Below are 24,181 nucleotides of genomic sequence, written 5' to 3'. Positions count from 1 at the left end.
TTCATTATTTACGACGAATCCAAGTGCCTAGGATTGGAATACGAGATAAATCGTGCAGATCAATTAAGCGACAAGCTGCCATAACCGATAAATATAGAAGCAGACCTATAAAACTAGAAGCAAGAAACTGAAGGAACAGTAAGTTGGGCCAAGGAAGATGATGAAATAAATATTGAACTACGGCTGCCATTATGATCATTCCTGTGCCTACTTTCAGAGCATCCAGCCAGCGAAAACGAAACCCAAGGAGCTGCTTTAGACTTCTGCCATGCAATAGGGTTACGACAAGGGCATTAATACAGATGGCAATGATAGCTCCATAAATGCCGTATTCGGGCTTCGAGGCAAGATAAAGAATGAGACTGATCTTAATGATGGCACCCAGCATTGTATTGAAGAGCGCCTTACCAGGACGTTCTAAAGCTTGAAGAGCTGCTTGTAAGGGAGCTTGTGTGTAAATAAATAGAGCAAAAGGAGCCATCGTCCTCAGCATATCTGCAATGGAGCTGTTATTGTAAAGAAGCAAGCATAACGGTTCTGCGAGGACATACATAATGACTGCAAACGGACCGCCGGTCACAAGTGCTAAACGTAGAGATTGGTGCATTCTTTTATGAATGGTTTTGTAATCTTTTCTTGCCGCAGCTTCAGATAGAGAAGGAACTAAAGACGTAGCGAGTGAAGAAGTGAGTGCACCAGGTAAAAGAAGTAAAGGAATTACCATACCTTGCATGGCTCCGTACTGTGCTGTTGCCATTGCTTTTGTGAATCCGGCGAGGGCAAGACTTTGAGCTGTGATAATTGTTTCGAGAAGATAGGAGATGGAACCAACCAAACGTCCCGCTGTAACGGGGATTGAAATAGACATGATTCGTTTGAATATAGATTTACTTTCCACCTTAGTTTTGTTGGGCTGTGGCATAGCTACAGGCACCAATATACCAGCTTTTCTATTGCGTTCATGCTGCCAAAGTAAAACAAACATGCCGATAAGCTCTCCGGCTACTGCACCGAGCATGGCTCCCGCTGCTGCAAATTCGATTCCTTTTGGTAACAGAAGGTAGGAGAACCATAGTACGCACAGAATACGCATGAGTGTTTCAGCAATGGAGGAACTTGCAGACGGAATCATATTTTGTTTCCCCTGAAAATAGCCCCTGTATACGGATGAGACGGCGACGATTAAGATCATAGGCGTCATACTAACAAATGTGTAATAAACCCTTTCATCCGTGAGAATTCGGCTCGTTACAAATGGAGCAAATAGGAGGCATAATGCTGTGAAGACGGCACCAGCGGTCAAAGTAAAGAACAGGCTCGTTTTTAAAATTTTCTCTGACGCTTTTACGTCTCCATGGGATTCAGCCTCCGCTACAAGCTTAGCAATGGCCAGCGGAATTCCACCTGTAATGAGTGTTACGATAACGATGAAAAAGGGGTAACCTTGCTGATATAAGCCAACGCCTTCCGCCCCAATGACCCGTGGTAAAACGATTCGGGGAATGAATCCCAGGATCCGATTAATGATGCCGGCTGCAAGCAAAATCATGGTCCCCTGGATGAACGTTTGTTTTTTCATAAGTGTTAATCCCTCTTCCCCATGGGTTAGTACATAATAAGGTTTTGTCATATGGTACTAGTTCTACTTCATGAATATGCCGAACCTGTCCCATCTCATGACTATTAGTTATCAATCAGAGGATTTCCCTTAATTCACCAGGGAGATGCTCGTTCAGTTAGGCAGGAATACTGTAGGAAGATGTCGAATATGTAAGCAGGAGCACAAAAGGAGTGATTTAACGCCATGGAATCATTTATTGAAGAAATGGACGCCCACGAGCTGGAAAATGCAATTGAGCTCTTATGCTGCAGTAAGGCAGAAGAACTTCAATTAGTGGGATATCAATATGTAACAAGTAAGGATGTTTGGAATTGCGTCAGCCGCAAATATGAAAAACAAGGAAATCTTCCCCCACTCCATCAACTGGTTAATGATATTTTGTCGCTGAAAGCTACCAGTTTTATGAACTTTATGACAGTATCTGCATACCGAGGCTCCTCTTTCTAAGGAAGAGGACTTTTTTAATGAAAATTGACTGAGATTTCCTGCATCGCTATAATGGGAATATTGAGAATGAAGGGGGAACTATGGACGGCATGAAGAGAATAGTCAGTTTCATTCTGGTCGTACTTGTAATGGTCGGTGTTATGGCCTATACAAGTCCGGGGCTGCTCAAAGATATACGCTTGGGCCTCGATCTTAAGGGAGGCTTTGAGATTCTATATGAAGCACAGCCGCTCGAAGCTGGACAAGCAATCACCAGAGAATCACTTACACAAACGGCAAAAAGCTTGGAACAACGTGCGAATGCACTAGGTACAAGTGAACCCGAAGTAACTACAGAGGGTACGAACCGCATTCGATTGAGGCTTGCAGGCGTTACGGATGAGGTAGAGGTACGTAGTAAAATGAAAGAACCTGCCGAACTGACATTTCGGAGTGCGACAGAAGATGATGAGCCTGGAACATACAGCAAAATCGAGCTTCGTGGTAATGAGTTTGTTGAAAACGGCGCATCCGTCGTTTATGGCTCTCTAAATGAACCGATGGTCGATATTCAGGTGAAAGATAAAGAAAAATTTGCTGAGATTACAAAACGTCTCCAAGGTAAAGCACTGGCTATATACCTTGACGATGAATTGTTATCCGCTCCTGAGGTTAGACAGCCACTAACCGATGGTAAAGCGCAAATTTCAGGTAGTTATACAAGAGAAGAAGCAAATGAACTTCGTGATACGATTAACTTAGGGGCATTGCCTCTTAAACTGACAGAGAAATATTCGCAGAGCGTCGGAGCAAGTCTAGGTCAATTATCGCTTGATCAAACGATAAAAGCGGGGATTATTGCTTCTATCTTTATACTCGTCTTTATGATTAGTTTGTATCGTATTCCAGGGCTCGTAGCAAGCTTTGCACTCATCACACATACTTGGCTTGTACTCGCTATTTTCTATCTTGGTGATTTTGTTCTGACTCTCCCGGGTATAGCGGCCTTCATTCTAGGTATTGGGATGGCAGTCGATGCCAATATCATTACCTACGAACGGATTAAGGAAGAACTTCGCAGCGGCAAAAGTATCCTGTCTGCTGTGAAATCAGGTGAGAGAATTTCGTTCCGTACTGTCATGGATTCCAATATTACAACGATTATTGCTGCATCCGTTATGTTCTGGTTAGGAACCGGATCGGTAAGAGGATTCGCCATCGTACTAATTATTGATATTGTGACAAGTATCCTCACGAATGTCTTCTTCTCCCGCTTCTTATTGAACCTGCTTGTTAAAGCAAATCTCATCAAGAAGCCTAGTTACTTCGGAGTGAAGGAGAGTGAAATTCGTGCGCTTTAAATGGGATTATGACTATATAAAAATCAGTAAGTATTTCTATACCTTTTCTATTATCATTACACTGCTAGGTATTCTAAGTTTGGCAGTCTTTGGACTTAACTACGGTGTAGATTTCCGATCAGGCTCGAATGTGGATATTACGGCAAGCAAATCAGTAACTAAGGAAGAGATCGAGCCGATTATCGAAGAAATCGGACTCGCAGCGGATGAACCTCAGATCTCTGCAGGAAGTGATCGGATTAGTATTCGTTTTCCTTCTGTACTTAATGAAGAACAAGAAAGCAACTTAAAAGCGTCCTTTAACGAGAAAATCGATCCTGAGGCTTCCTTTGAAGTGAACACGGTTGATCCAGAAATGGCCAAAGAGCTGGGTAGAAATGCCATTTATGCTGTTCTACTTGCAAGTTTGGGTATCATGATCTATGTAACGATCCGTTTTGAATGGAGATTTGCGGTTGCTGCAATTGTAGCACTACTGCATGATGCGTTTGTAGTCATTAGTATCTTCTCGCTATTCCGATTGGAAGTGGATCTTACCTTTATAACGGCAGTATTAACCATTGTTGGTTTCTCGATTAATGATACTATTGTTGTATTTGACCGTATTCGCGAGAACTTGCGTTTCTCTAAAATTAAAACAAGAACCGATTTAAACGAAGTCGTAAATCGCAGTATTTCACAAACGATGACTCGTTCTCTGTACACAACGGTTACTGTATTTATTGCATCGCTGTTCTTATTCCTGCTTGGCGGAGAATCCATTCGGATGTTCTCACTTGCGATGGTGATCGGCCTTGTATTTGGGGCTTACTCATCCATCTTTATCGCAAGTCCGTTATGGGCAATGCTTAAAGGTAAACAAAAACCAAATCACAATAATCCTTCTAAGACGACTCCATAACTTACTCAAGGATTACTGAAAACCGCGTCTTATGATTATAGGCGCGGTTTTCTAATATTACTGTCTTACGTGTAGAGGGGGAACACGGATGACCACCAAACAACACCGAGCCATACATGTAATGTTCTGGATGGAAGTTTGTAAGAATACAGCTTTAACAATGGTAAAGGGAAGCGTCGGCATTTTTTCGGGAAATAAAGCATTATTAAGCGATGCTCTATATTCCGCAAGTGAAGCAGGATCTCTATTTATACGACATTATCAAGTATGGAGCGGTAAAGAAACATCCACAGAATCTTCTGAAAAAGTGGAGAAAGTTGGACGATTCATAGCACTCATTGTTCCGCTAATGGTTCTACTGGGCGGGCTTCAACTTGCCATATCTTCTGTCCAAGTTATGATTAAGGCAGATCCGGAGCCTCCGCATCTCAGCGCATTAATTGCAGCAGTTACCGCTTTTACTTTTGCTGAAATTTGGTTTCAATATGAGTGGCGCCATACATATAAAGATGCTGAACGTTCAATTATGAGACGTTATTTTGAACAGCACAGATACGCATTTTATACTTCTTTATTGGTGCTTACCGGAATTATTTTGGCTATGATTGGTAAATCATTTGACTATTTCTATCTTCTTTATGCTGATCCTATGGCTGCTTTTGCAACTTCAGGAATTGTGATCTGGAGAAGCTATCTGCTTATAACAGCTCATATACCTCGGCAAAAAGAGGAATCTTTCCTAGATACCTATGATTACATGCAGACAGTTCAGCGTGTTCATGGTATTGTTACCGTGGAGCATATTTGTGCCTATGAACGTGAAGCAGGAATTCATATTGATTTAACAATAACCGTCAATCCGCGTATGACCGTAGCAGAAGCACAAGAAGTAGCGGAAAGATCGAAAGTACTACTAATGGGACGTTTTGAACAAGTATCTAACGTTCAACTGAAAGTCGTTCCTTACCAATCAGAATACCCATATAAAAGTAATTGTGATCTTGCCGAAAGAGAGACAAACACGTTACTACAATAAGAATGTAAAATGAAAACTCAGGATTATCTGAGTTTTGTTTTTTTGCTAGAAAGAAAGGTGATTAATGAGTGCTTTATTCTCAATATCATTGGAACGAGCCTAAAATTACAGATGAGCAGGTAAACAGCTTATCAGAGGAATTATCGATTTCTCATGTAATGTCAAGATTATTGCTAAACCGAGGTATCGATAGTAAATCAACAGCAGAGCAGTTTTTGCGTCCTTCTGATGAGGTGCTTCATGATCCGTACCTTATGAAAGGAATGGACCAAGCTGTTCCACGTATTCGTGAAGCCCTTGATCAAGGAGAACATATTTTGATTTATGGTGATTATGATGCCGATGGAGTATCTAGCACTTCGCTTATGATTTATCTTATGAGAGAACTGTCTGCCTCGTACGATATCTATATTCCTCATCGAGCGAATGAAGGATACGGTCTTCATAATCATGCACTGGATTGGGCGCACCAACAAGGAGTTACCTTAGTCATTACCGTAGATACAGGAATTAGTGCCGTCGAACAGATTGCTTACGCTAAAACACTTGGAATAGACGTCATTGTTACGGATCACCATGAGCCGCCTGAAGTTCTTCCTGAAGCATACGCCTTAATTAATCCTAAACAGAAGGACTGTCCTTATCCTTTTAAAGGGCTTGCCGGGGTTGGTGTTGCAATGAAATTGGCAGAAGCGCTTTTAGGAAGTGTACCTCGTGCCTGGATGGAAATCGCAACGATCGGGACGGTCGCTGATCTCATGCCGCTTATTGATGAGAATAGGGTTATTGTTCAAAGAGGTATCGAAGAAATGAGAAACACCTCATTTCCCGGAATTCGAGCTTTGTTAGAAATAAGTGGAGTGGACATGTCTACTGTTAATTCAACGAATGTCGCATTTGCTCTCGCCCCTCGTATTAATGCCAGTGGCAGACTTGCCCATGCAGGCAGAGCTGTTTCCTTGCTAACAACAGAAGACCATGATGAAGCTTCTCACCTTGCGGAGGAACTGGATCTGCTTAATCGTGAGCGGCAGCAGGTGGTAGAACAAATGACGCAGGAAGCTTTTGAGATACTGGAGCAAAAAAAAGTGGATGGTAAAGTTCCTGATGTTATCGTTGTAGCAGGTGAAGGTTGGAATCCGGGTGTAGTGGGTATCGTTGCCTCGAAAGTACTTGAGAGATATTATCGGCCTACATTGATCTTGGGGATTGACCCTGCCACAGGAAAATGCAAAGGTTCGGCTAGGTCCACTCCTGGACTTGATATGTATGAGGCTTTGACCGCTTGTAAAGACATCATGGATCATTATGGGGGACATCCGGCTGCGGCAGGAATGACGCTTCATCGAGATGAACTGGAGCTGCTAGAGCACAAGCTGAATGAGTATGCCGGTCAAGTAATGAAACCCGAACATTTTATTCCTGTTACAGAGACAGATGGAGAGTGTCGTATATCCGAAGTACCGCTGAATGTAATTGAAGAAATGGAACAAATGCAGCCTTTCGGTATGAATAATCCTACTCCTAAATTTATTATTCGGGATGCTAAACTGATGGCAAGCCGAAAAATGGGGAAAGATTTGACTCATTTGAAGTTAACGATCGAACAAGATGGAAAAATGATGGATGCTATTTCATTTGGAAAAGGCAAACTGGCTGACTATATCCCAGAGGGGTCTGTAATTGATGTGATGGGGACGCTCCAAATCAATGAATGGAATGGGTCTAGAAAACCCCAATTCATGATGGAAGATATCCGAGTGAAAACACGTCAGGTGTTTGATTATCGTGGATGCAGAGAACCTCTTGAGGAAATGAAAACCATTCTAAAAGATTTATCCAATAGAATAATTCCTAATGCTGGAAAGATTGCGGTTCTTGTTCAAGAGAAAAACTTATTTTCTATCGAAAACCATTTGTATGAAAAGGCCGTTTGGGTATATGATAGGAAGGTTGGGATCGTTCCGTGGAACGATTCAGCCAAAAAAATTGGCGATAAGCATCTGGAAAGTCTGTTTGTGCTGGACATCCCTGAAACTGCAGAGCAATGGACAGCCATGCAAAGCATGATTGTGAAAGCGAATAATGTCATTCTTCTTCACCGTACGGTTGAGCCTAAACAACGATTACAACGACCGAGTCGTGATGACTTTAAACGTATATATGTCCTTATTTCGAAATGGGGACAGGAAGCTGTGCCTGAAAAAGAGATGATTGAGGCTTTAAGCCGACAATGTGGATATTCTGTAAGAATGATGTCAAAAGTCATGGACGTGTTTGAAGAGTTATCATTTGTCAAACGTCATTCAGGTACATTGACCTTTGTGACAAATCCGCCGAAGCAGAGTTTGACGGATTCCAGGAACTACCAGGCTATTGAACAGCTGGCTGAAATGGAGAAAGCCATGTTTGATTTGGCAGCGCCCCAACTGATGCAATGGATGAAATCTCAGACGAAGGGTGCATCCTAGCTCATTTAAATTAGGAGGAGATTATTTTGGATTTTAAAGATTACATTCGGGTTATACCTGACTTCCCACAACCGGGAATCAGTTTTAAGGACATTACAACCCTACTGAAAGACGGCGAGATGTATCGCAAAGCTATAGATGAAATGAAAGAAATGGTTTCTGATCTGAAGATCGATGTTATTGCGGGTCCTGAAGCACGTGGATTTGTAGTAGGTGCACCGCTAGCTTATGCACTAGGTGTTGGGTTTGCTCCGATTCGTAAAAGCGGAAAGCTTCCAGGTGAAACAATTGAACTTGGATATGACCTAGAGTACGGAAAAGACAAGCTTGCAATGCATTCAGATGCAATTGAAAAAGGACAAAATGTACTGATCGCAGATGATCTGCTCGCAACAGGAGGCACAATCGCAACTTCGGTAAGCCTTGTAGAACAACTTGGAGGCAAAGTGGTAGGTGCTGCTTTCTTGATCGAGCTGGAAGACCTTAAAGGAAGAAATAAATTGACCGATATCAATGTATATTCTTTGATGAAATACTAAGTTGTAAGCACTAATCATTCTCAAACTGAATTTTAGATTCTAGGTGACAGGTTTCCCGGGAAATATCCTGAAAACTGGTAGCCTGCTTTTTAGGTTTAAAAAAGGTATCCTCCATACGGAGGATACCTTTTTTGATTTTAGTGATTATTGTTTTCAACGGATTCATTGATCCAACCAAGTTTATGGAACAGACCGAACAGGAGGCTTGCAATCATACCCACTACAGTTGCTAGTGCCATTCCTTTTAGTTCAACGGTACCGATGGTAAGTGTTACACCACTGAGCCCAGTTACAAATACTAAGGTAGTAAGTATCATATTACTTGTTTTGGAAAAGTCTACTTTCTGTTCTACAAAAATACGGAAACCAGAGGCAGCTATGATCCCGAAGAGCAAAAGTGATACGCCGCCCATTACTGCATCGGGAATATTAGCGACTACAGCTGTGAACGTACCTGAGAATGACAACACAACAGCAATGATTGCAGCACCGCCAATGACAAAAATGGAATATACTTTTGTCAGTGCCATAACACCAATATTCTCACCATATGTTGTATTCGGTGTAGAGCCGACAAAACCAGATACGATGGTAGAGATTCCATTACCTAAAAGAGAGCGATGAAGCCCGGGGTCTTTCGATAAGTCTTTTCCAACAATACTGCCTGTGACGAGTAGATGACCAATATGTTCTACAATAACAACGAGTGCTACAGGTACAATGGTAACAATAACACCTATATCCCATGAAGGAGTAGTAATTGTTGGTGCAGTTATAAGATCCACATTTGTAATGGAATGAATGTCGACTACACCCATGAAAAAGGCTAGCGCATAACCTGTAACGATTCCAATCAAAATATGAATGATTTTAGCAAACCCACGGAACAAGAGTGCACCTAGTACGGTTACACCCAAAGTTACCATAGAGAGTGTAATTGTGGTAGCGTCAGGAGACCAATTCGGATTGGTTGCCGGGTTTGGATTAATCAGTCCTGCCATTCCTGCGGCAACGGGGACAATCTCAAGTCCAATCAGGGCAACAACAGCTCCCATTACAGCGGGCGGAAAAAGTACATCCAGCCAGTTGGTCCCAACAAACTTTACAATTAGGGCTACGAGACAGAAGATAATACCGGTAATAATAAAAGCAGCCAGTGCTAATGAGTATCCATTACTCGGATCATTCTGTATTACCATAGTTACAGGTGCAATAAAAGCAAAACTTGATCCAAGATAGGCAGGAATTTTTCCCTTACATATAAATATGTAGAGAAGTGTTCCTAAACCATTCATTAAAAGGATCATCCCAGGATCTACACCGAAAAGATTAGGAACAAGAACAGTACTTCCAAACATAGCAAACAAATGTTGGATGCTGAGTAAAAAACCTTTTCCCAATGGTAATTTCTCATTAACTTGTATTTCGCGTTGCAAAATGAGTCCACTCCTATTCAATTTTCATGTCTTGCTGTAAAAGTCGTAATCTCCAACAATCTTTACTAGGATATACAGATTTCCGTCATTTTTCAATGTAATTTTTTGCGGAAAAACGGGGATGTTGGATTAGACATAAAGGAAAGGAATAAGGAGAAATGGAGATAACCCTCAGAATATGTCATCTACTGGCGATGGTTGACGTAGAAGCGGGTAAGCGTCATAATATTATAAAATCACTTTTTCGGGGAACCTGTGTAGACGTAAGATCGGCGGGTTCCATTTTATTATAGAAAGGAATCGGACAAATCTAGATGGGCATAGAGCAATTACTGGAGAAGGCTGGAGCCTATATCAAAGAACCTGAGCTTACCCTGATCCGTGAGGCTTATGACTTTGCTGAAGAAGCCCATCACGGACAGACGCGCAAATCAGGTGAACCGTATATATTGCATCCGCTGGCGGTGGCAGACATCGTGGTGAATATGCAGATGGACAGCATATCAATTATTGCTGCCCTGCTTCATGATGTTGTAGAAGATACTACAGTTCCTCTGGATGAAATCAGAAAGAAATTTGGCGAGACGTGTGCCATGCTGGTTGATGGTTTAACTAAGCTTGAACGAATTAAGTTCCGCTCGAAGGAAGAGCAGCAAAACGAGAACTATCGTAAGATGTTTATAGCGATGGCGCAAGATATACGTGTCATTGTGATTAAACTAGCGGATCGTCTTCATAATATGCGTACTCTTAAATATCAGTCAGAAGAAAGCCAACGTCGAATTTCATATGAGACATTGGAAATTTTCTGTCCTATTGCTAATCGGTTAGGTATTTCTGCGATTAAATGGGAGATGGAAGATATCGCTTTGAGATATCTGAACCCGCAGCAATATTACCGGATTGCAAACCTGATGCATAAGAAACGGGCAGAGCGTGAGCTATATATTGATAACGTTATTGACCGAATTAATGAGAAACTGGGAGAAATGGGAATCCAAGCGGATCTTTCAGGAAGACCCAAACATATCTATAGTGTTTATAAGAAAATGACGACAAAGAACAAGCAGTTTAATGAGATTTATGATCTGCTTGCTATTCGTATTATCGTTGATAATATTAAGGACTGTTATGCAACCTTAGGCATTATCCATACTTTATGGAAGCCGATGCCTGGCAGATTTAAAGATTATATTGCGATGCCAAAAGCAAATATGTACCAGTCACTTCATACAACGGTTGTCGGACCAAACGGTGAGCCTACAGAGGTTCAGATTCGTACTTGGGATATGCACCGGACTGCTGAATTTGGTATTGCTGCTCACTGGGCTTACAAAGAAGGCGGAGCAAGTAATCTTGAAGACAGCATCACTTTCTTCCGGGAAATTCTTGAACTGCAAAATGAAGCAAAAGATGCTTCTGAATTCGTTGAATCTCTGAAAATGGATTTCTTCTCTGATTTGGTGTTTGTCTTTACACCAAAAGGAGAAGTCATTGAGCTTCCGGCAGGATCGGTACCGCTGGACTTTGCTTACCGGATTCATACTGAGGTCGGTAATCGAACCATTGGGGCAAAAGTGAACGGTCGGATTGTTCCTCTGGATTATCAGCTGAAAACCGGAGATATCGTGGAGATTTTGACTTCTAAGCATTCTTATGGCCCGAGTCGAGATTGGCTGAAAATTGCGCAGTCTTCTCATGCGCGCAGCAAAATTAAGCAATGGTATAAGAAAGAAAAGCGGGAAGAGAATGTTGAAAAAGGGCGAGAGAGCCTGGAGCGTGAAATTAAACGCCTCAGTCTTGAACCTTCTCAGTGGCTGACAGACGACAAACTTCAAGAAGTAGCTAAGCGTTTTGCTTTTAATGATATTGATGATATGTTATGTGCGATCGGATTTAGCGGCATTACAGCATCTCAAATCGTCACACGTCTTACTGAAAAACTCCGTAGAGAGCAAGAAGAAACGAATCTTTTAGAACTAACTACGGAACGGAAAGAAATCAAAGTCGCACCTGAACGTAAAGTACAGCATACCAATGGTGTTCGTGTGAAGGGAATTGACAATTTACTCGTACGCTTTGCCAGATGCTGTAATCCTGTACCTGGTGACGAGATTGTCGGCTATGTTACGCGCGGACGAGGTGTGTCTGTGCATAGAACGGACTGCCCTAACTTGCCATCTCTCGATGGAGAAGAGGAAGAAGCAGCCCGCGTTATTGAAGTGGAGTGGGAAGTCGAAAGCGAAACAGCAAACTACAGTGTCGATATTGAAATCACAGGACATGATCGGAATGGTTTGCTTAATGAGGTGCTTCAAGCTGTCTCTGAAAGCAAGACGAATATTTCCGCTGTTACAGGCAGAACAGATAAGAATAAACTGGCTCAAGTGCATATGACGATCCTCATTCGGAATACAGATCATCTACAGTCTGTTGTGGAGAAGATTAAACGAGTGAAGGACGTATATAGCGTACATCGAATTATGCAATAGGCTGTAAGGTAAGGGGTATGTAAATAGTGAAAGTGATTATCCAGCGTTGCAGCAGCGCTAAAGTTACGGTGGACAACGAAATTATTGGCCAAATTAATCAAGGTCTTATGCTTCTTGTGGGTGTTACTCATGAGGATGAGGAGAAAGATGCAGATTATTTGGCTGAGAAGATTGCGGGTCTGCGTATTTTTGAAGATGAATCCGGTAAAATGAATTACAGTGTTCTTGATGTGCAAGGGGCTATTTTATCGGTATCCCAATTTACGTTATACGCAGATACACGCAAAGGAAAAAGACCGAACTTTATGGCTGCAGCAAAGCCAGATGTAGCTGAACCATTGTATGAATACTTTAACGAGCAGTTAAGAAAAAAAGGGCTGCAAGTGGAGACCGGAAAGTTTGGAGCGATGATGGATGTGTCGCTCACAAACGATGGTCCTGTTACCTTGATACTTGAAAGTAAAGTGTGAGGATGCTTCGTAAGTTTGTTTAAGTAAAACCCTGACTAATAATAAAAGGACCCGGACATAATAGGAGATATAACCGAAATGATCCGTAAAAAGAAGGTGCTTTTATTATGCGTCAATCTTTCAAGCAAGCGAACATGAGTTACTCATCTTTGCTTCTGCCGAGTAGTGTTTCGGAAGCGATGCACCTTGCCAGGCAGGCATCAAGTCATTTACCGGCTATTTTTGAAGTAAGACAATTAGATAAACCGGCAAGGGAAAATATGCCTCGCCCATAAACGTTGAAGCGATCCTCTTTGATTGACTGCTGAATTTCAGTCAATCAAAGAGGATCGCTTTTTTTGATGGGTTATGAAGCGTACGATATCAAGTATTTTTGCCTTTTATGTTATAAACTCCCCATAGCAGGGTAATTACATCTCGAGGCACATTAGCCAGAAAGGAGACGATATCGATGAGTAAAATCGCATTTTTATTAGCAGACCAATTTGAGGATTCCGAGATGAAGGTACCTTACGATGAGGTGAAAAAAGCAGGACACGAAGTCGTTATTGTCGGACTTGAAGCAGGCAAGACAGTAAAAGGGAAACAAGAGAAAGCAGAATATACAATTGACAAAGCAATTGCGGATGTTAAAGCAAGTGACTTTGATGGGGTAGTTATTCCAGGCGGTTCTTCTCCAGAAGCTCTGCGTGGCAATGAAGACATATTGAATTTTGTAAAAGAAGTGAATAAATCGAAAAAACCAATCGCAGCGATCTGCCATGGTCCACAAATTTTAGCGAGTGCGGAGCTGTTGTCCGGTCGGACGATTACTTCCTATCCACCGTTGAAAGACGACATGGTTAATGCGGGTTCTAAATTCGTGAATGAAGAAGTAGTTGTTGATGGTAACTTCATTACTTCCCGTACACCAGAAGATGAACCAGCATTCGTTCGTGAAATTCTAAAAGCAATTTAATAATTAAATTTAACTGGATCTATCACTTTACCTGATACACCATTTTAAAGGAGGGTTTGTCATGTCAAAGAGGATACAAGCGTATTTTAGAACGGAAGATGAGGCAGAAGGAGCAAGAACTTCCCTACAGGTCTATGCGACAGAACAGCTTGAAGTTGGTAATTTAGAGTCCGGAGTAGGAAGGGAAAACCATATTCTACTCCCGTTTGTACCCAATAACGGAGGTTCGGGCACTGCAAGCGGAACTGGAGGAGTTGGGGTAGCAGGTACAGGATCGGCTCAAGGCGTTCCCATAGTACCTGTTATTACAAACGATGACCGCGGGGAAGTAACTTCTGCTGATATTAACGGCAACCGGGAAGGCGGCATTCTAAATGCGGAGGATGTATCATCAGCAGATTATGACGACCTCCGATATGTACTTTCTTGTAAAGTGAAAGATGAAGAATATAATGATGTAGTGAACAAAATTCGTCAAAACGGCGGTTTTGTAGAAACATTTGAATAGCAAGAGTTAGTCAAGACAAGGGCTTTTTCCCAGGGGAAAAGGCTCTTGTTTGGTTATGAGCTGTATGAGAATCGACAAAATAATTAAAGCGTTTTCATATTTGTAACATACTTGTAATATAAACAACATCGTTCGTTAATATGGGCTGTTTATAATAACAGCATGACCCCCTTTTTTAATATATTTTTCTTTTAACCTACAAACCGTTTTTGTAGGTTTTTTTCTGTCCTTTTTTATTTGGTCTGCACAATCAGGTCATTTGAAATGGATATATCTCACCTGTTGTGTAAATTTATGATGTGAAATGCTTGACTTTGATGTATGGGTTCATTACAATCGAACAATAATAGATAATATAAAAGATTCGATGACAGGACCAAGTACTCCGTGCCCCACATGCCTAGAGATGAATCCCTTTGGCTGGAAGGATTCTCATGATGACCGGACGAATGACTTCCTCGAGAACGAGTGGCGAAAGAAATGTTGAACCCTGATGGGTTCGATAGGGATGAGTAGCCATTGCGCGCTGACGAGCGTTACACGTTGAAGCGAATGAATGGCTAGTTTTTTTCATACCTCTATAAAGGGTGTGTGCTAGTTCATCTTTCGAAATGTGGGTGGTACCACGGTAGATTCTTGCGATTCAGCAATCTCTCGTCCCTGTTTCAGTAATGAAACAGTGCGAGAGATTTTTTTGTTGTATAAAGATTGATCAGGATGTTATGGAGGGATAAAGATGGCTTTTCAAAAACCGACAGGAACTCAGGATTTGTTACCAGGTGTCGTAGAAAAGTGGCAGTATGTCGAAGAGAAAGCAAGAGATCTCTGCAGACGGTTTAACTACCGCGAGATTCGTACTCCTATCTTTGAACAGACGAACTTGTTTGAGCGCGGAGTGGGAGAAACAACAGATATTGTAGAGAAAGAAATGTACACGTTCCGAGATAAAGGGGACCGTAGTATGACACTTCGCCCTGAAGGAACAGCGGGTGTCGTTCGTTCTTATGTAGAGAACAAGTTGTATGGAGAACCGGATGTAACCAAATTGTATTACACCGGACCTATGTTCCGTTATGAACGTCCGCAAGCCGGTCGCCAGCGTCAATTTCACCAGTTTGGTGTTGAGGTGTTCGGAGCTGTAGATCCTGCGATTGATGCTGAGGTTATTGCGCTTGGATATCAGTTCTGTCGTGAGCTAGGGCTTCAAGGGGTTAGCGTAGAGCTAAACTCTGTAGGGAATGCGGAGAGCCGCGCTGCGTACCGTGAGACTTTGCTAGGGTTCCTGAATCCAATGAAAGATACCTTGTGTAAGGATTGTCAATCTCGGATGGAGCGTAACCCGCTTCGCGTATTGGATTGCAAAGTGGATCAGGATAAATTTACAGATGCACCTTCTATTTTGGATAGTCTTAGTGAAGAGGAAATGACTCATTTCAAAAAAGTGCAACAATTCTTGGATGAAATTGAGATTCCATATACACTCAATCACCGTTTAGTTAGAGGTCTAGATTACTACACGATGACGGCATTTGAACTCAAAGCTGAAGGTATTGGGGCAATTGATACCATTGGCGGAGGCGGAAGATACAACGGACTTGTGAGTAATGTCGGAGGCCCGGATCAACCAGGTATTGGTTTTGGTATCGGACTGGAAAGAATTCTACTCATCCTAGATAAACAGGGAGTAGATTTACAGGCGGTTAAACCACTTGATGTTTATTTTGTAGCTTTAGGTGAGGCTGCTGAACATGAAGTAGGAAAACAAATCTTCAAACTGCGTCAAGCCGGTTATAGTGCCGAACGAGATTATTTGGGTCGTAAAATGAAAGCTCAGATGAAATCTGCAGATCGCCTCAAAGCACGTTACACTGCAATACTTGGTGATGATGAACTTGAGCGTGGAGAAATTGCCATCAAGTCGATGGAAAACGGTGAGCAACAAGTTGTAAAACTAACAGATATCGAATCCGTATTACGTTAGAAGTTACAATTTAACATACAGCTTTAGCGACGCAGAGCTGACAACGCCGAAGGCTAAGGGTCTAATCACTTGCCCTTACTGCTCCAGCGAAGCAGAGCAGAACACGCCGAAGGCTTAAAGGTCTAAAGTCACTTGCCCTTACTGCTCCAGCGAAGCAGAGTAGAACACGCCGAAGGCTAAGGGTCTAAATCACTTGCTCTTACTGCTCCAGCGAAGCAGAGCAGAACACGCCGAAGGCTAAAGGTCTAAAGTCACTTGCCTTTACTGTCCGAGGCGAAGCAGGACAGATCACGCCGAAGGCTAAGGTTTTAAATCACTTGTCTTACTGCTCCAGCGAAGCAGGGCAGAACACGCCGAAGGCTAAGGTCTAAATCATTTGCCTGTACTGCCCAAGGCGAAGCAGGGCAGATTACGCCGAAGGCTACAAGGGTTCATACTCTTTTAAGCTCTTACAGGCTGGAAGCGAAGCCGAGCATACATCAGCCGAAGGCGTAATTAGCGCATGGAAGCTGCGTCGGCGTATTTGCAAAGCAAAGTACGCCGGGCAAGCAGCGACTCCTTCCGCAAACATAAGTTTTTTCTACCATCCACTACCTGAGATCAGTTCGCTAGTTCCGGGTGTCCAGAGGGCAGCGCCCTCTGGGGTCCTCCCTGTCAGGGAGGATTTAGGTGGGTGCATTATAATTATAAGGGAGCAATCACAAATGAAAAGAAGTCATTATTGCGGTACGCTTACGACCGAACATATTGGACAAACCGTTACACTGAACGGATGGGTACAAACTCGCCGTGACTTGGGAGGCGTCCTTTTTATTGACCTGCGTGACCGCAGTGGTATTGTACAGGTTGTATTTAACCCGGCATATTCCGGTGAAGCACTGAGTATCGCAGATCGCGTTCGTTCCGAGTATGTTATTGCAGTATCAGGAACAGTAGTGAAACGTGACGAAGAAACGGTTAACGCAAACTTGCCGACTGGGCAAATTGAAGTTCAAATCACAGAAATCGAAGTACTGAATGCAGCAAAAACACCTCCATTCTTCATTGAGGATGGGATTGAAGTAGATGAATCTCTACGACTGAAATATCGTTATATGGACTTGCGTCGTCCTGAAATGCAAAAAACGCTTAAACTGCGTTCAAAAGCAGCGAAAGTATTCCGTGACTTCCTAGACACGCAAGACTTTGTTGAAGTAGAAACACCAATCTTGACGAAAAGTTCACCAGAAGGTGCGCGTGACTATTTGGTACCAAGCCGTGTGCATGATGGAGAATTCTTTGCTCTTCCGCAATCTCCACAAATTTATAAACAGCTGTTAATGGTGAGCGGACTAGAGCGTTACTACCAAATCGCTCGTTGTTTCCGTGATGAAGATCTGCGTGCTGACCGTCAACCAGAATTTACGCAAGTCGACATCGAAACTTCCTTCTTGCAACAGGATGATCTGCTCCCAATGATGGAAGAATTGATGGTTAAATTGTTCCGTGAAACAAAAGGAATTGAACTGGAAACTCCTTTCCAGCGTATTACTTATGCGGATGCAATGGGCAAATACGGCTCAGATAAACCAGATCTTCGTTTCGGTCTAGAACTCGTAGAAATGAATGATATTGTATCTACAAGCGGTGTGAAAGTATTTGCTTCTGTTATTGAAAAAGGCGGAGAAGTAAAATGCTTGAATGCGAAAGGATGCGGAACTTGGACGCGTAAAGAAATCGACGAACTTGGACCTTATGCAGCTCGTTATGGAGCTAAAGGACTGGCGTGGATTCAAGTAAAAGAAGGGGAATTTAAAGGACCGATCGTGAAATTTATGTCCCCTGAAGAAATTGAAGCGATTAGAGAACGTACAGGCGCAGAAGATGGAGACTTGTTGTTATTCTCTGCAGATAACAAAAAAGTCGTAGCGGATGTACTTGGTGCGCTTCGTTTGAAAATTGGCCGTGACTTAGGTCTGATCGATGAAAACAAATTCAAGTTTGCTTGGGTCGTAGATTTCCCTCTTCTCGGATATGATGAGGATGAAAAACGTTATGTAGCGGAACACCATCCGTTCACACGTCCAAAAGACGAAGACCTTCACCTGTTCGACACAGATCCAGGTCAGATTCGTGCTCAAGCGTATGATCTTGTACTAAATGGTTATGAAGTAGGCGGCGGTTCCATGCGTATCTACAAACGGGACATCCAAGAGAAAATGTTTAATGCAATTGGCTTGTCTCCAGAAGAAGCAAATGATAAGTTTGGTTATCTGATGGAAGCATTTGAATATGGTACACCACCACACGGCGGTATTGCATTTGGATTTGACCGTCTGGTTATGCTTCTTGCTGGCCGTACGAACTTGCGTGAAACGATCGCATTCCCGAAAACAGCAAGCGCAACAGATCTGCTCATGAATGCTCCTTCCGAAGTGGATGCGAAACAGCTTGAACAACTTCATATCCGAGTGGCACGTAAAGTTAAAGCAGAAAAGAATTAAGTAAGGGGGACAAAAAGTCACCATGCTAGATCAATTTTCAAGAACGGAACTTGCCATCGGAACAGAAGGCCTCGACAAACTGAAGAACAGCACAGTAGCTGTTCTTGGAATCGGGGGCGTAGGTTCTATGGCAGTGGAAGCACTGGCGAGATCGGGAGTAGGACGGATTATTCTGATCGATAAAGATGTCGTGGATATTACGAATATTAATCGTCAAATTCATGCGCTGACAACAACAATCGGTCAGAAAAAAGCGGATCTCATGGTAGATCGAGTAAAACTCATTAATCCGGAATGTGATGCAATTGCACTAAATATGTTCTATACAGACGAAACATATGAGGAACTTTTTAAATACGATCTGGATTACGTACTGGATGCGTCCGATACGATTATTTACAAAATTCATCTGATTAAAGAATGCCGCAAGAGAGACATTCCGATGATCTCTAGTATGGGCGCAGCGAATAAAATGGATCCAACCAAGTTTCAGGTTGCGGATATTTCCAAAACATCAATGGATCCCATTGCAAGAGTCATACGCAATAAGCTTCGTAAAGAGGAAGGAATTAAAAAAGGAGTTAAAGTCGTCTTCTCTACGGAACAACCGATGAAGCCACGTCAAGATGTGACTGAAAAAATTGTTCCCGAAAATGCGCCTGAAATCCGTAAGGCAAAGCAGCCTCCGGCAAGCAATGCTTATGTCCCTCCTGTCGTTGGACTGATTATGGTCAGTGAAGCCATTCGTGATTTACTCGCTGACATCTCTGTGTAATGTAAGAGATAATTGTACAAACTAGATTTATCCGCGTGAACACGTAACGCTTGGTGTTCACGCTTTTCTATGTCTAAAGGTGAATGTGGAAAAGGAAAGAGGAACATAAACATGAAACAAAATGGCTGGACTCGTTCTCTTGGATTGAGGCAGGAGGATGTAGTGAAGAAAGAAATAGGAGCGGGGGTAATCTCGTATTTTGCCATTGTGTACATTGTGATGGTGAATGCTTCTATTTTGGCGGATGCGGGAATGCCGCTGCAGGCAGCAATGGTAGGTACGCTTCTGACGTCCATTGCAGGATGCTTACTGATGGCTTTTATCGGTAAATCGCCTATTATTGTCGTTCCAGGTATGGGGATTAATGCATTTTTCACCTATACGCTTGTTCACTCGATGAATTTGAGCTGGCAAGAAGCGCTTGCTGTAGTTACCGTAACTGGGATTTTGTTTGCCGTTGTTGCTTTTACGAGTTTATATAAAGTGATCAGCGAGGCAATACCGCACAATCTACAACATGGAATTACAGTAGGGATTGGGCTCTTCCTTACGTTTATAGGGCTGCAGAAGAGTGGGATCGTGGTCGCACATCAAACAACATTTGTTACGATCGGACATTTTGATGACCCGGGTGTGCTGACTGCTTGTATAACATTACTGCTCGCGTTTGTTCTATTTGTCCGAAATGTGCCTGGAGGTCTACTGATTAGTATGGTATCGGGAACGGGCCTTGCTTATCTGCTGGGAGCTGCGGAACTTCCTGCACAAATGATGTCAGCAGCGGAGCCTCTTCAGCAATATGGCCAGCTCTTCGCTGAGTTGTCATTTGGGGGACTGGTACAGTTATCTTTTTGGATTGCTGTATTTTTATTGCTGCTTATTGTTGTGTTCGAGAACATTGGACTCATTGCATCTCACACAAGTATTATTGGCCGGACTGAAACGTTCCCTGGAAGTCTGCGTGCACTTTCCATTACAAATGTGTTTGCCGGTATCTTTGGAACAAGTCCTGTAGTAGCGGCTGCGGAAACAACGGCAGGCATCGCTGCAGGAGGAAGGACCGGACTTACATCGTTTACGGCTGCTATACTATTCTGTGCGACCTTTTTTTTCATTCCTGTTCTTACGCTGATTCCCGATAGTGCAATTGCTCCAATTCTAATTGTGATCGGTGGACTAATGGTACAAAGTGTGAAAGATATGAACTTTTCCGAATATACGGAAGCTTTCCCGGCATTTCTAATTATGGTGATGATTCCATTCACATACAGTATTGTTGATGGAATGGCTTTCGGCTTTATTGCATACCCCGTAGCAAAGATTGCAGCTGGAAAATCAAAAGAAGTGCCTAAAGTGATGTATGGAATTGCGGCTCTATTTTTACTCAACTTTATTATTTATGCACTTTTGTAAATAAAATAAGCTATGAAATTGCATAAAGAAAGAAGCTTCGCCTAAAGTGGCAAGGCTTCTTTCTTTATGCAATTTAGGGCAGGCAAACAGAATAGCTTTTTTCCATCAATTGTGTTATATTGATACTCCTTTTGCGGTACGGATGAACGTCCGAATGCAAATAAAATTCTTAGGAGGTAACTGAATATGGATGAAACGTTTCAAAGTGCCTATCAAGAAGAAGAACAGAGGCTGAAAAACACGATGGAGGAAGTAGACCGGCAGCTCGCTAAGTTTAAGTCTATACCTGTGTATACAGGGCATGACTTTACAGAGCAAGTGCTTGAAGCAGGACGAGAAGAGCGTCGTCAGCGTCTTTCCAAAAGTGTTAAAGAGCCTTATTTCGGACGTCTTGATTTTGAAGAACAAGGAACGAACAAGATGAAGCCGCTGTATATTGGCAAGGTTGGTGTAGATCGGGAGGATTATACAGACCAGCCGCTGGTAATCGATTGGCGTGCCCCTATAGCAAGTCTTTTTTATTCCTTTACGGGAGGAGAGGGACCTGCGGAGTATGAATCTCCAGAAGGAATCATTGAAGGACTTGTATATCTAAAACGAAATATCGTAATTCGACAACAAATTTTAGAACGTGTGGCAGATACCTATAATCGGAATAGTGATCAGCCAGCTGTATCGGATGAGTTTCTCGTTTACCGACTGGGCGAAAATAAAGATAATAAACTGCGTGACATTGTATCTACAATTCAGGCTGAACAGGACCGGATTATTCGGGCAGCGCGGAATACAGCGCTGATCATTCAAGGGGTGGCGGGAAGTGGTAAGACTACCGTTGCTCTGCACAGACTTGCTTTTTTACTGTATCAGTATAAAGAACAAGTATCTGCAGATAAAATGATTATATTTGCTCCTAATAATATGTTCCTTGATTATATTTCTAATGTGCTGCCTGAACTGGGTGTTGGGGATATTCAGCAAAGTACATTTTCTGACTGGGCTCTTCAGGTGCTGAACCTTGATTTACGGCTTGCCGATACGACAGAGACACTGGATTATTGGTTCGAAAGAGAAGGAGAACTGCCTGAGATTACAGATGAAGTCCCAGGTAGATTTAAGGGTTCAATGAAGTTCATGGACATCTTGCGCAGCTGTGTAGAGCAGATGGAGATGACCTCGGTTCCTGATATGGATTTCTCTCCATGGGATGGAAAAGTACTGCCTCGGACAGAAATTATCAAATGGTTTGACGAGGAATATAAACCTTATCCCCTTGCTAAGCGAAAAGAACGGGTGATGGCCCGTATCCACCGCTGGATCGAGATGGAACTGAAGAAAGCTCCTTCTGCAGTGGTGCAGAAAGAGAGAAAGAAAAAAGCTTCAGCAAGAGAAAAAGCATACGCAAATAAATGGCCTAAATATGAGCCTCTTACTTTGTATAAACATATATTTAAGGTAGCTAAAGGTGGAAGTGTCATACCAGACGAAATACGGAAGCAGATTCCACAATCGGTTTTGAAATCGACAGCAGCTGATCTTAAGCAGAATTTCGTTCGAGAAGAGGACCTTCCTGCACTTGTTTATCTACATGTGCTCGTCAATGAAATTTCAAGCGATCAGCGTTTTGATCATGTGGTTATCGATGAAGCACAAGATTTTTCACCGTTTCATGTCGCATTATTGGATCTGTTTGTGAAGGGTCATTCGTTTACGATTCTTGGCGATTTGTCACAAGGGATTCATGCTTACCGGGGAGTTCATCGTTGGGAAGAGATGAGTCAACTTTTTTCCGAAGAACATAATGACTACTTTGCGCTTACTCGAAGTTACCGTTCCACAATGGAGATTATTGAGTTTGCTAATACCATTCTCGAAAAAGGGGTACAAAGCGGCATAACCGCGGTTCCTGTGTTTCGGAGCGGTGACGGGGTCAGACTTATTAATTATGGAGAGGATTCAAGAAAGAATGCTCTTCAAAAGGCAATGCAGCATCTCATCGATAAGGAATATAGAACGGTTTCCATCGTGACACGTACCCTTCGTGAAGCAAAGGAATTATACGAGGAGCTAAAAAGTTCTGGAGTAGAAGTGAATTTGATTGATGATGGGAAAAAACAGTACGAGGGCGGTTACTCTGTATTGCCTGTGTATTTGTCAAAAGGGCTTGAATTTGATGCTGTGATTGTAGCTGATGCCGATCAGGATCACTATGGAAACAGCTCCTGGGATGCGAAACTGCTGTATGTAGGATGTACCCGTGCACTCCATGAGTTGTGGCTTATGAATGGTAGTGAGCGTCCCGTTTACGTCGAGCAAGAAGCTAAAGAAGTGGTAACACACGGTTGGCCAAGCGAATAAGCAGCTTCATACCTGGATTGAATGTCTTTAATAAAGAAGCTGGAGGGAGAATCATAATCTCATTATGAGAGCTATGCATCGCCCTCAGCTTTTTTGTTTTTCGTAATAACTGTATTACTCATTTTACTTGTCCTCCCGTGATTCTAGGAGTGGGGGTAATAGCTTGTTGCTTTTTACGTTGTAGCTCCCGATGATTAAAATAGAGCCGAATAAGATTTACGAACCATAGGACAAGTAAATAAGAGTGGAGTAATATGGTGAATATGATATCAGTAATAATGTGTTCTTGTGACTTTGATCCAAGTTCTCTCAACAAGGGTATCGACTCATGATAGATGACTGTAAAATAAATTTCTATAGCACTTGTTGCTAATCCAAAAATGGAGATGACTAAATTTAGCCAAAAATTTCTCATCTCAGACGTAACCATCGGAACTGTCAAAACAGTGTTTTTTTGCTCACGGTATTTTCTCATAAAGTAAATAGATAAAAGAGAAACAGTTATTACAAAACAGATACTGTATTCTAACAAGAGGATTTCTTTATCATAGTGGTAAGATAGAAAAAAACGACCTAATAAAATGATATTAATGGATAGGGCTGCGGTGATGGGATAATATTTTGAAATTTTCATAAAAGAGTCCCTCATTTACTTTGTTTGGATTAACTAATATTACCATATAAAAAAGGGTTTCATGAGGCTGAACTGGAATGTTAGAAAATAAGTTTGTTTTGGAGGTGTTCTCATGAGATGTGGCGCCAAACGGTACGTCGTGATTACAGAAGCAGGCGGTCAAACGAAGGAAACGATTGTAAAAGCTAGAACTGCCATAGAAGCAAGAAAAGTGATTCGTAAACAATATGGACCTTCGGTTCCCATTCAGAATGTATATGTATTGCCAGAAGAACAAGTTAAAGAAGACAGTATGTTATCATAGAAGGTAGAGTGATTAAG

General features: G+C 42.3%; 20 protein-coding genes. 17 read left to right on the top strand and 3 right to left on the bottom strand.

What is annotated here, in order from left to right; genetic code table 11:
- Window positions 1-4 precede the first annotated feature (4 nt).
- Window positions 5-1,579: a stage V sporulation protein B gene (gene spoVB / locus ACWPWY_RS14240; protein ID WP_454192279.1), complete on the bottom strand. Its 1,575-nt coding sequence runs from the start codon at window positions 1,577-1,579 to the stop codon at window positions 5-7.
- 225 nt (window positions 1,580-1,804) lie between these two features.
- Here spoVB and ACWPWY_RS14235 point away from each other — a divergent pair, with 225 nt between their 5' ends.
- From ACWPWY_RS14235 to ACWPWY_RS14210, 6 genes are all read left to right on the top strand, one after another.
- Complete coding sequence (locus ACWPWY_RS14235; RefSeq protein WP_454192278.1) at window positions 1,805-2,068, top strand: post-transcriptional regulator; 264 nt, start codon at window positions 1,805-1,807, stop codon at window positions 2,066-2,068.
- A gap of 89 nt (window positions 2,069-2,157) precedes the next feature.
- A complete protein-coding gene (gene secD, locus ACWPWY_RS14230; RefSeq protein WP_454192277.1) occupies window positions 2,158-3,408 on the top strand; it encodes a protein translocase subunit SecD in 1,251 nt (416 codons plus the stop codon).
- Window positions 3,398-4,309: a protein translocase subunit SecF gene (secF, locus tag ACWPWY_RS14225; RefSeq protein WP_454192276.1), complete on the top strand. Its 912-nt coding sequence runs from the start codon at window positions 3,398-3,400 to the stop codon at window positions 4,307-4,309. Before secD ends, secF begins: the two co-directional genes overlap by 11 nt.
- Before the next feature lie 88 nt (window positions 4,310-4,397).
- Complete coding sequence (locus ACWPWY_RS14220) at window positions 4,398-5,345, top strand: cation diffusion facilitator family transporter (protein WP_454192275.1); 948 nt, start codon at window positions 4,398-4,400, stop codon at window positions 5,343-5,345.
- Between the two features lie 68 nt (window positions 5,346-5,413).
- The gene (gene recJ, locus ACWPWY_RS14215; protein ID WP_454192274.1) at window positions 5,414-7,816 is read left to right on the top strand and encodes a single-stranded-DNA-specific exonuclease RecJ; all 2,403 of its coding nucleotides are present in this window, start codon (window positions 5,414-5,416) and stop codon (window positions 7,814-7,816) included.
- Window positions 7,817-7,842: 26 nt separating this feature from the next.
- Window positions 7,843-8,355: an adenine phosphoribosyltransferase gene (locus ACWPWY_RS14210; protein WP_454192273.1), complete on the top strand. Its 513-nt coding sequence runs from the start codon at window positions 7,843-7,845 to the stop codon at window positions 8,353-8,355.
- A gap of 137 nt (window positions 8,356-8,492) precedes the next feature.
- Here ACWPWY_RS14210 and uraA read toward each other — a convergent pair whose 3' ends face one another.
- Complete coding sequence (uraA, locus tag ACWPWY_RS14205) at window positions 8,493-9,791, bottom strand: uracil permease (RefSeq protein WP_454192272.1); 1,299 nt, start codon at window positions 9,789-9,791, stop codon at window positions 8,493-8,495.
- A 314-nt stretch (window positions 9,792-10,105) separates the two neighbouring features.
- On the opposite strand from uraA, the gene ACWPWY_RS14200 reads away from it, so the two are divergent.
- From ACWPWY_RS14200 to ACWPWY_RS14155, 10 genes are all read left to right on the top strand, one after another.
- A complete protein-coding gene (locus tag ACWPWY_RS14200) occupies window positions 10,106-12,283 on the top strand; it encodes a RelA/SpoT family protein (RefSeq protein WP_454192271.1) in 2,178 nt (725 codons plus the stop codon).
- A 26-nt stretch (window positions 12,284-12,309) separates the two neighbouring features.
- Window positions 12,310-12,753 (top strand): D-aminoacyl-tRNA deacylase, encoded by a 444-nt coding sequence (dtd, locus tag ACWPWY_RS14195; RefSeq protein ID WP_454192270.1) that lies wholly within the window; start codon window positions 12,310-12,312, stop codon window positions 12,751-12,753.
- A 107-nt stretch (window positions 12,754-12,860) separates the two neighbouring features.
- Window positions 12,861-13,028, top strand: coding sequence for a hypothetical protein (locus ACWPWY_RS14190; protein WP_454192269.1), 168 nt, complete (start codon window positions 12,861-12,863; stop codon window positions 13,026-13,028).
- A gap of 176 nt (window positions 13,029-13,204) precedes the next feature.
- Window positions 13,205-13,711 carry a type 1 glutamine amidotransferase domain-containing protein gene (locus ACWPWY_RS14185; protein WP_454192268.1) on the top strand — a complete coding sequence of 169 codons (507 nt, stop codon included), beginning with the start codon at window positions 13,205-13,207 and terminating at the stop codon, window positions 13,709-13,711.
- Window positions 13,712-13,772: 61 nt separating this feature from the next.
- On the top strand, window positions 13,773-14,219 hold the full coding sequence (locus ACWPWY_RS14180; RefSeq protein WP_454192267.1) for a hypothetical protein: 447 nt from the start codon (window positions 13,773-13,775) through the stop codon (window positions 14,217-14,219).
- Window positions 14,220-14,955: 736 nt separating this feature from the next.
- On the top strand, window positions 14,956-16,200 hold the full coding sequence (gene hisS, locus ACWPWY_RS14175) for a histidine--tRNA ligase (protein WP_454192266.1): 1,245 nt from the start codon (window positions 14,956-14,958) through the stop codon (window positions 16,198-16,200).
- A 704-nt stretch (window positions 16,201-16,904) separates the two neighbouring features.
- A complete protein-coding gene (gene aspS, locus ACWPWY_RS14170) occupies window positions 16,905-18,683 on the top strand; it encodes an aspartate--tRNA ligase (RefSeq protein ID WP_454192265.1) in 1,779 nt (592 codons plus the stop codon).
- Window positions 18,684-18,705: 22 nt separating this feature from the next.
- On the top strand, window positions 18,706-19,458 hold the full coding sequence (locus tag ACWPWY_RS14165; RefSeq protein WP_454192264.1) for a tRNA threonylcarbamoyladenosine dehydratase: 753 nt from the start codon (window positions 18,706-18,708) through the stop codon (window positions 19,456-19,458).
- A 111-nt stretch (window positions 19,459-19,569) separates the two neighbouring features.
- Entirely contained in the window at window positions 19,570-20,871 is a 1,302-nt protein-coding gene (locus ACWPWY_RS14160) for an NCS2 family permease (protein WP_454192263.1), read from the top strand.
- 186 nt (window positions 20,872-21,057) lie between these two features.
- Window positions 21,058-23,226: a HelD family protein gene (locus ACWPWY_RS14155; RefSeq protein WP_454192262.1), complete on the top strand. Its 2,169-nt coding sequence runs from the start codon at window positions 21,058-21,060 to the stop codon at window positions 23,224-23,226.
- A gap of 118 nt (window positions 23,227-23,344) precedes the next feature.
- Here ACWPWY_RS14155 and ACWPWY_RS14150 read toward each other — a convergent pair whose 3' ends face one another.
- On the bottom strand, window positions 23,345-23,860 hold the full coding sequence (locus tag ACWPWY_RS14150; RefSeq protein WP_454192261.1) for a hypothetical protein: 516 nt from the start codon (window positions 23,858-23,860) through the stop codon (window positions 23,345-23,347).
- Between the two features lie 112 nt (window positions 23,861-23,972).
- Here ACWPWY_RS14150 and ACWPWY_RS14145 point away from each other — a divergent pair, with 112 nt between their 5' ends.
- A complete protein-coding gene (locus tag ACWPWY_RS14145) occupies window positions 23,973-24,164 on the top strand; it encodes a hypothetical protein (RefSeq protein WP_454192260.1) in 192 nt (63 codons plus the stop codon).
- Window positions 24,165-24,181 lie beyond the last annotated feature (17 nt).

The organism is Paenibacillus sp. Marseille-Q7038, from assembly GCF_965111595.1.
The sequence above is the reverse complement of the archived record's forward strand: the minus strand, read 5'-3'. Positions and strand labels throughout refer to the sequence as shown.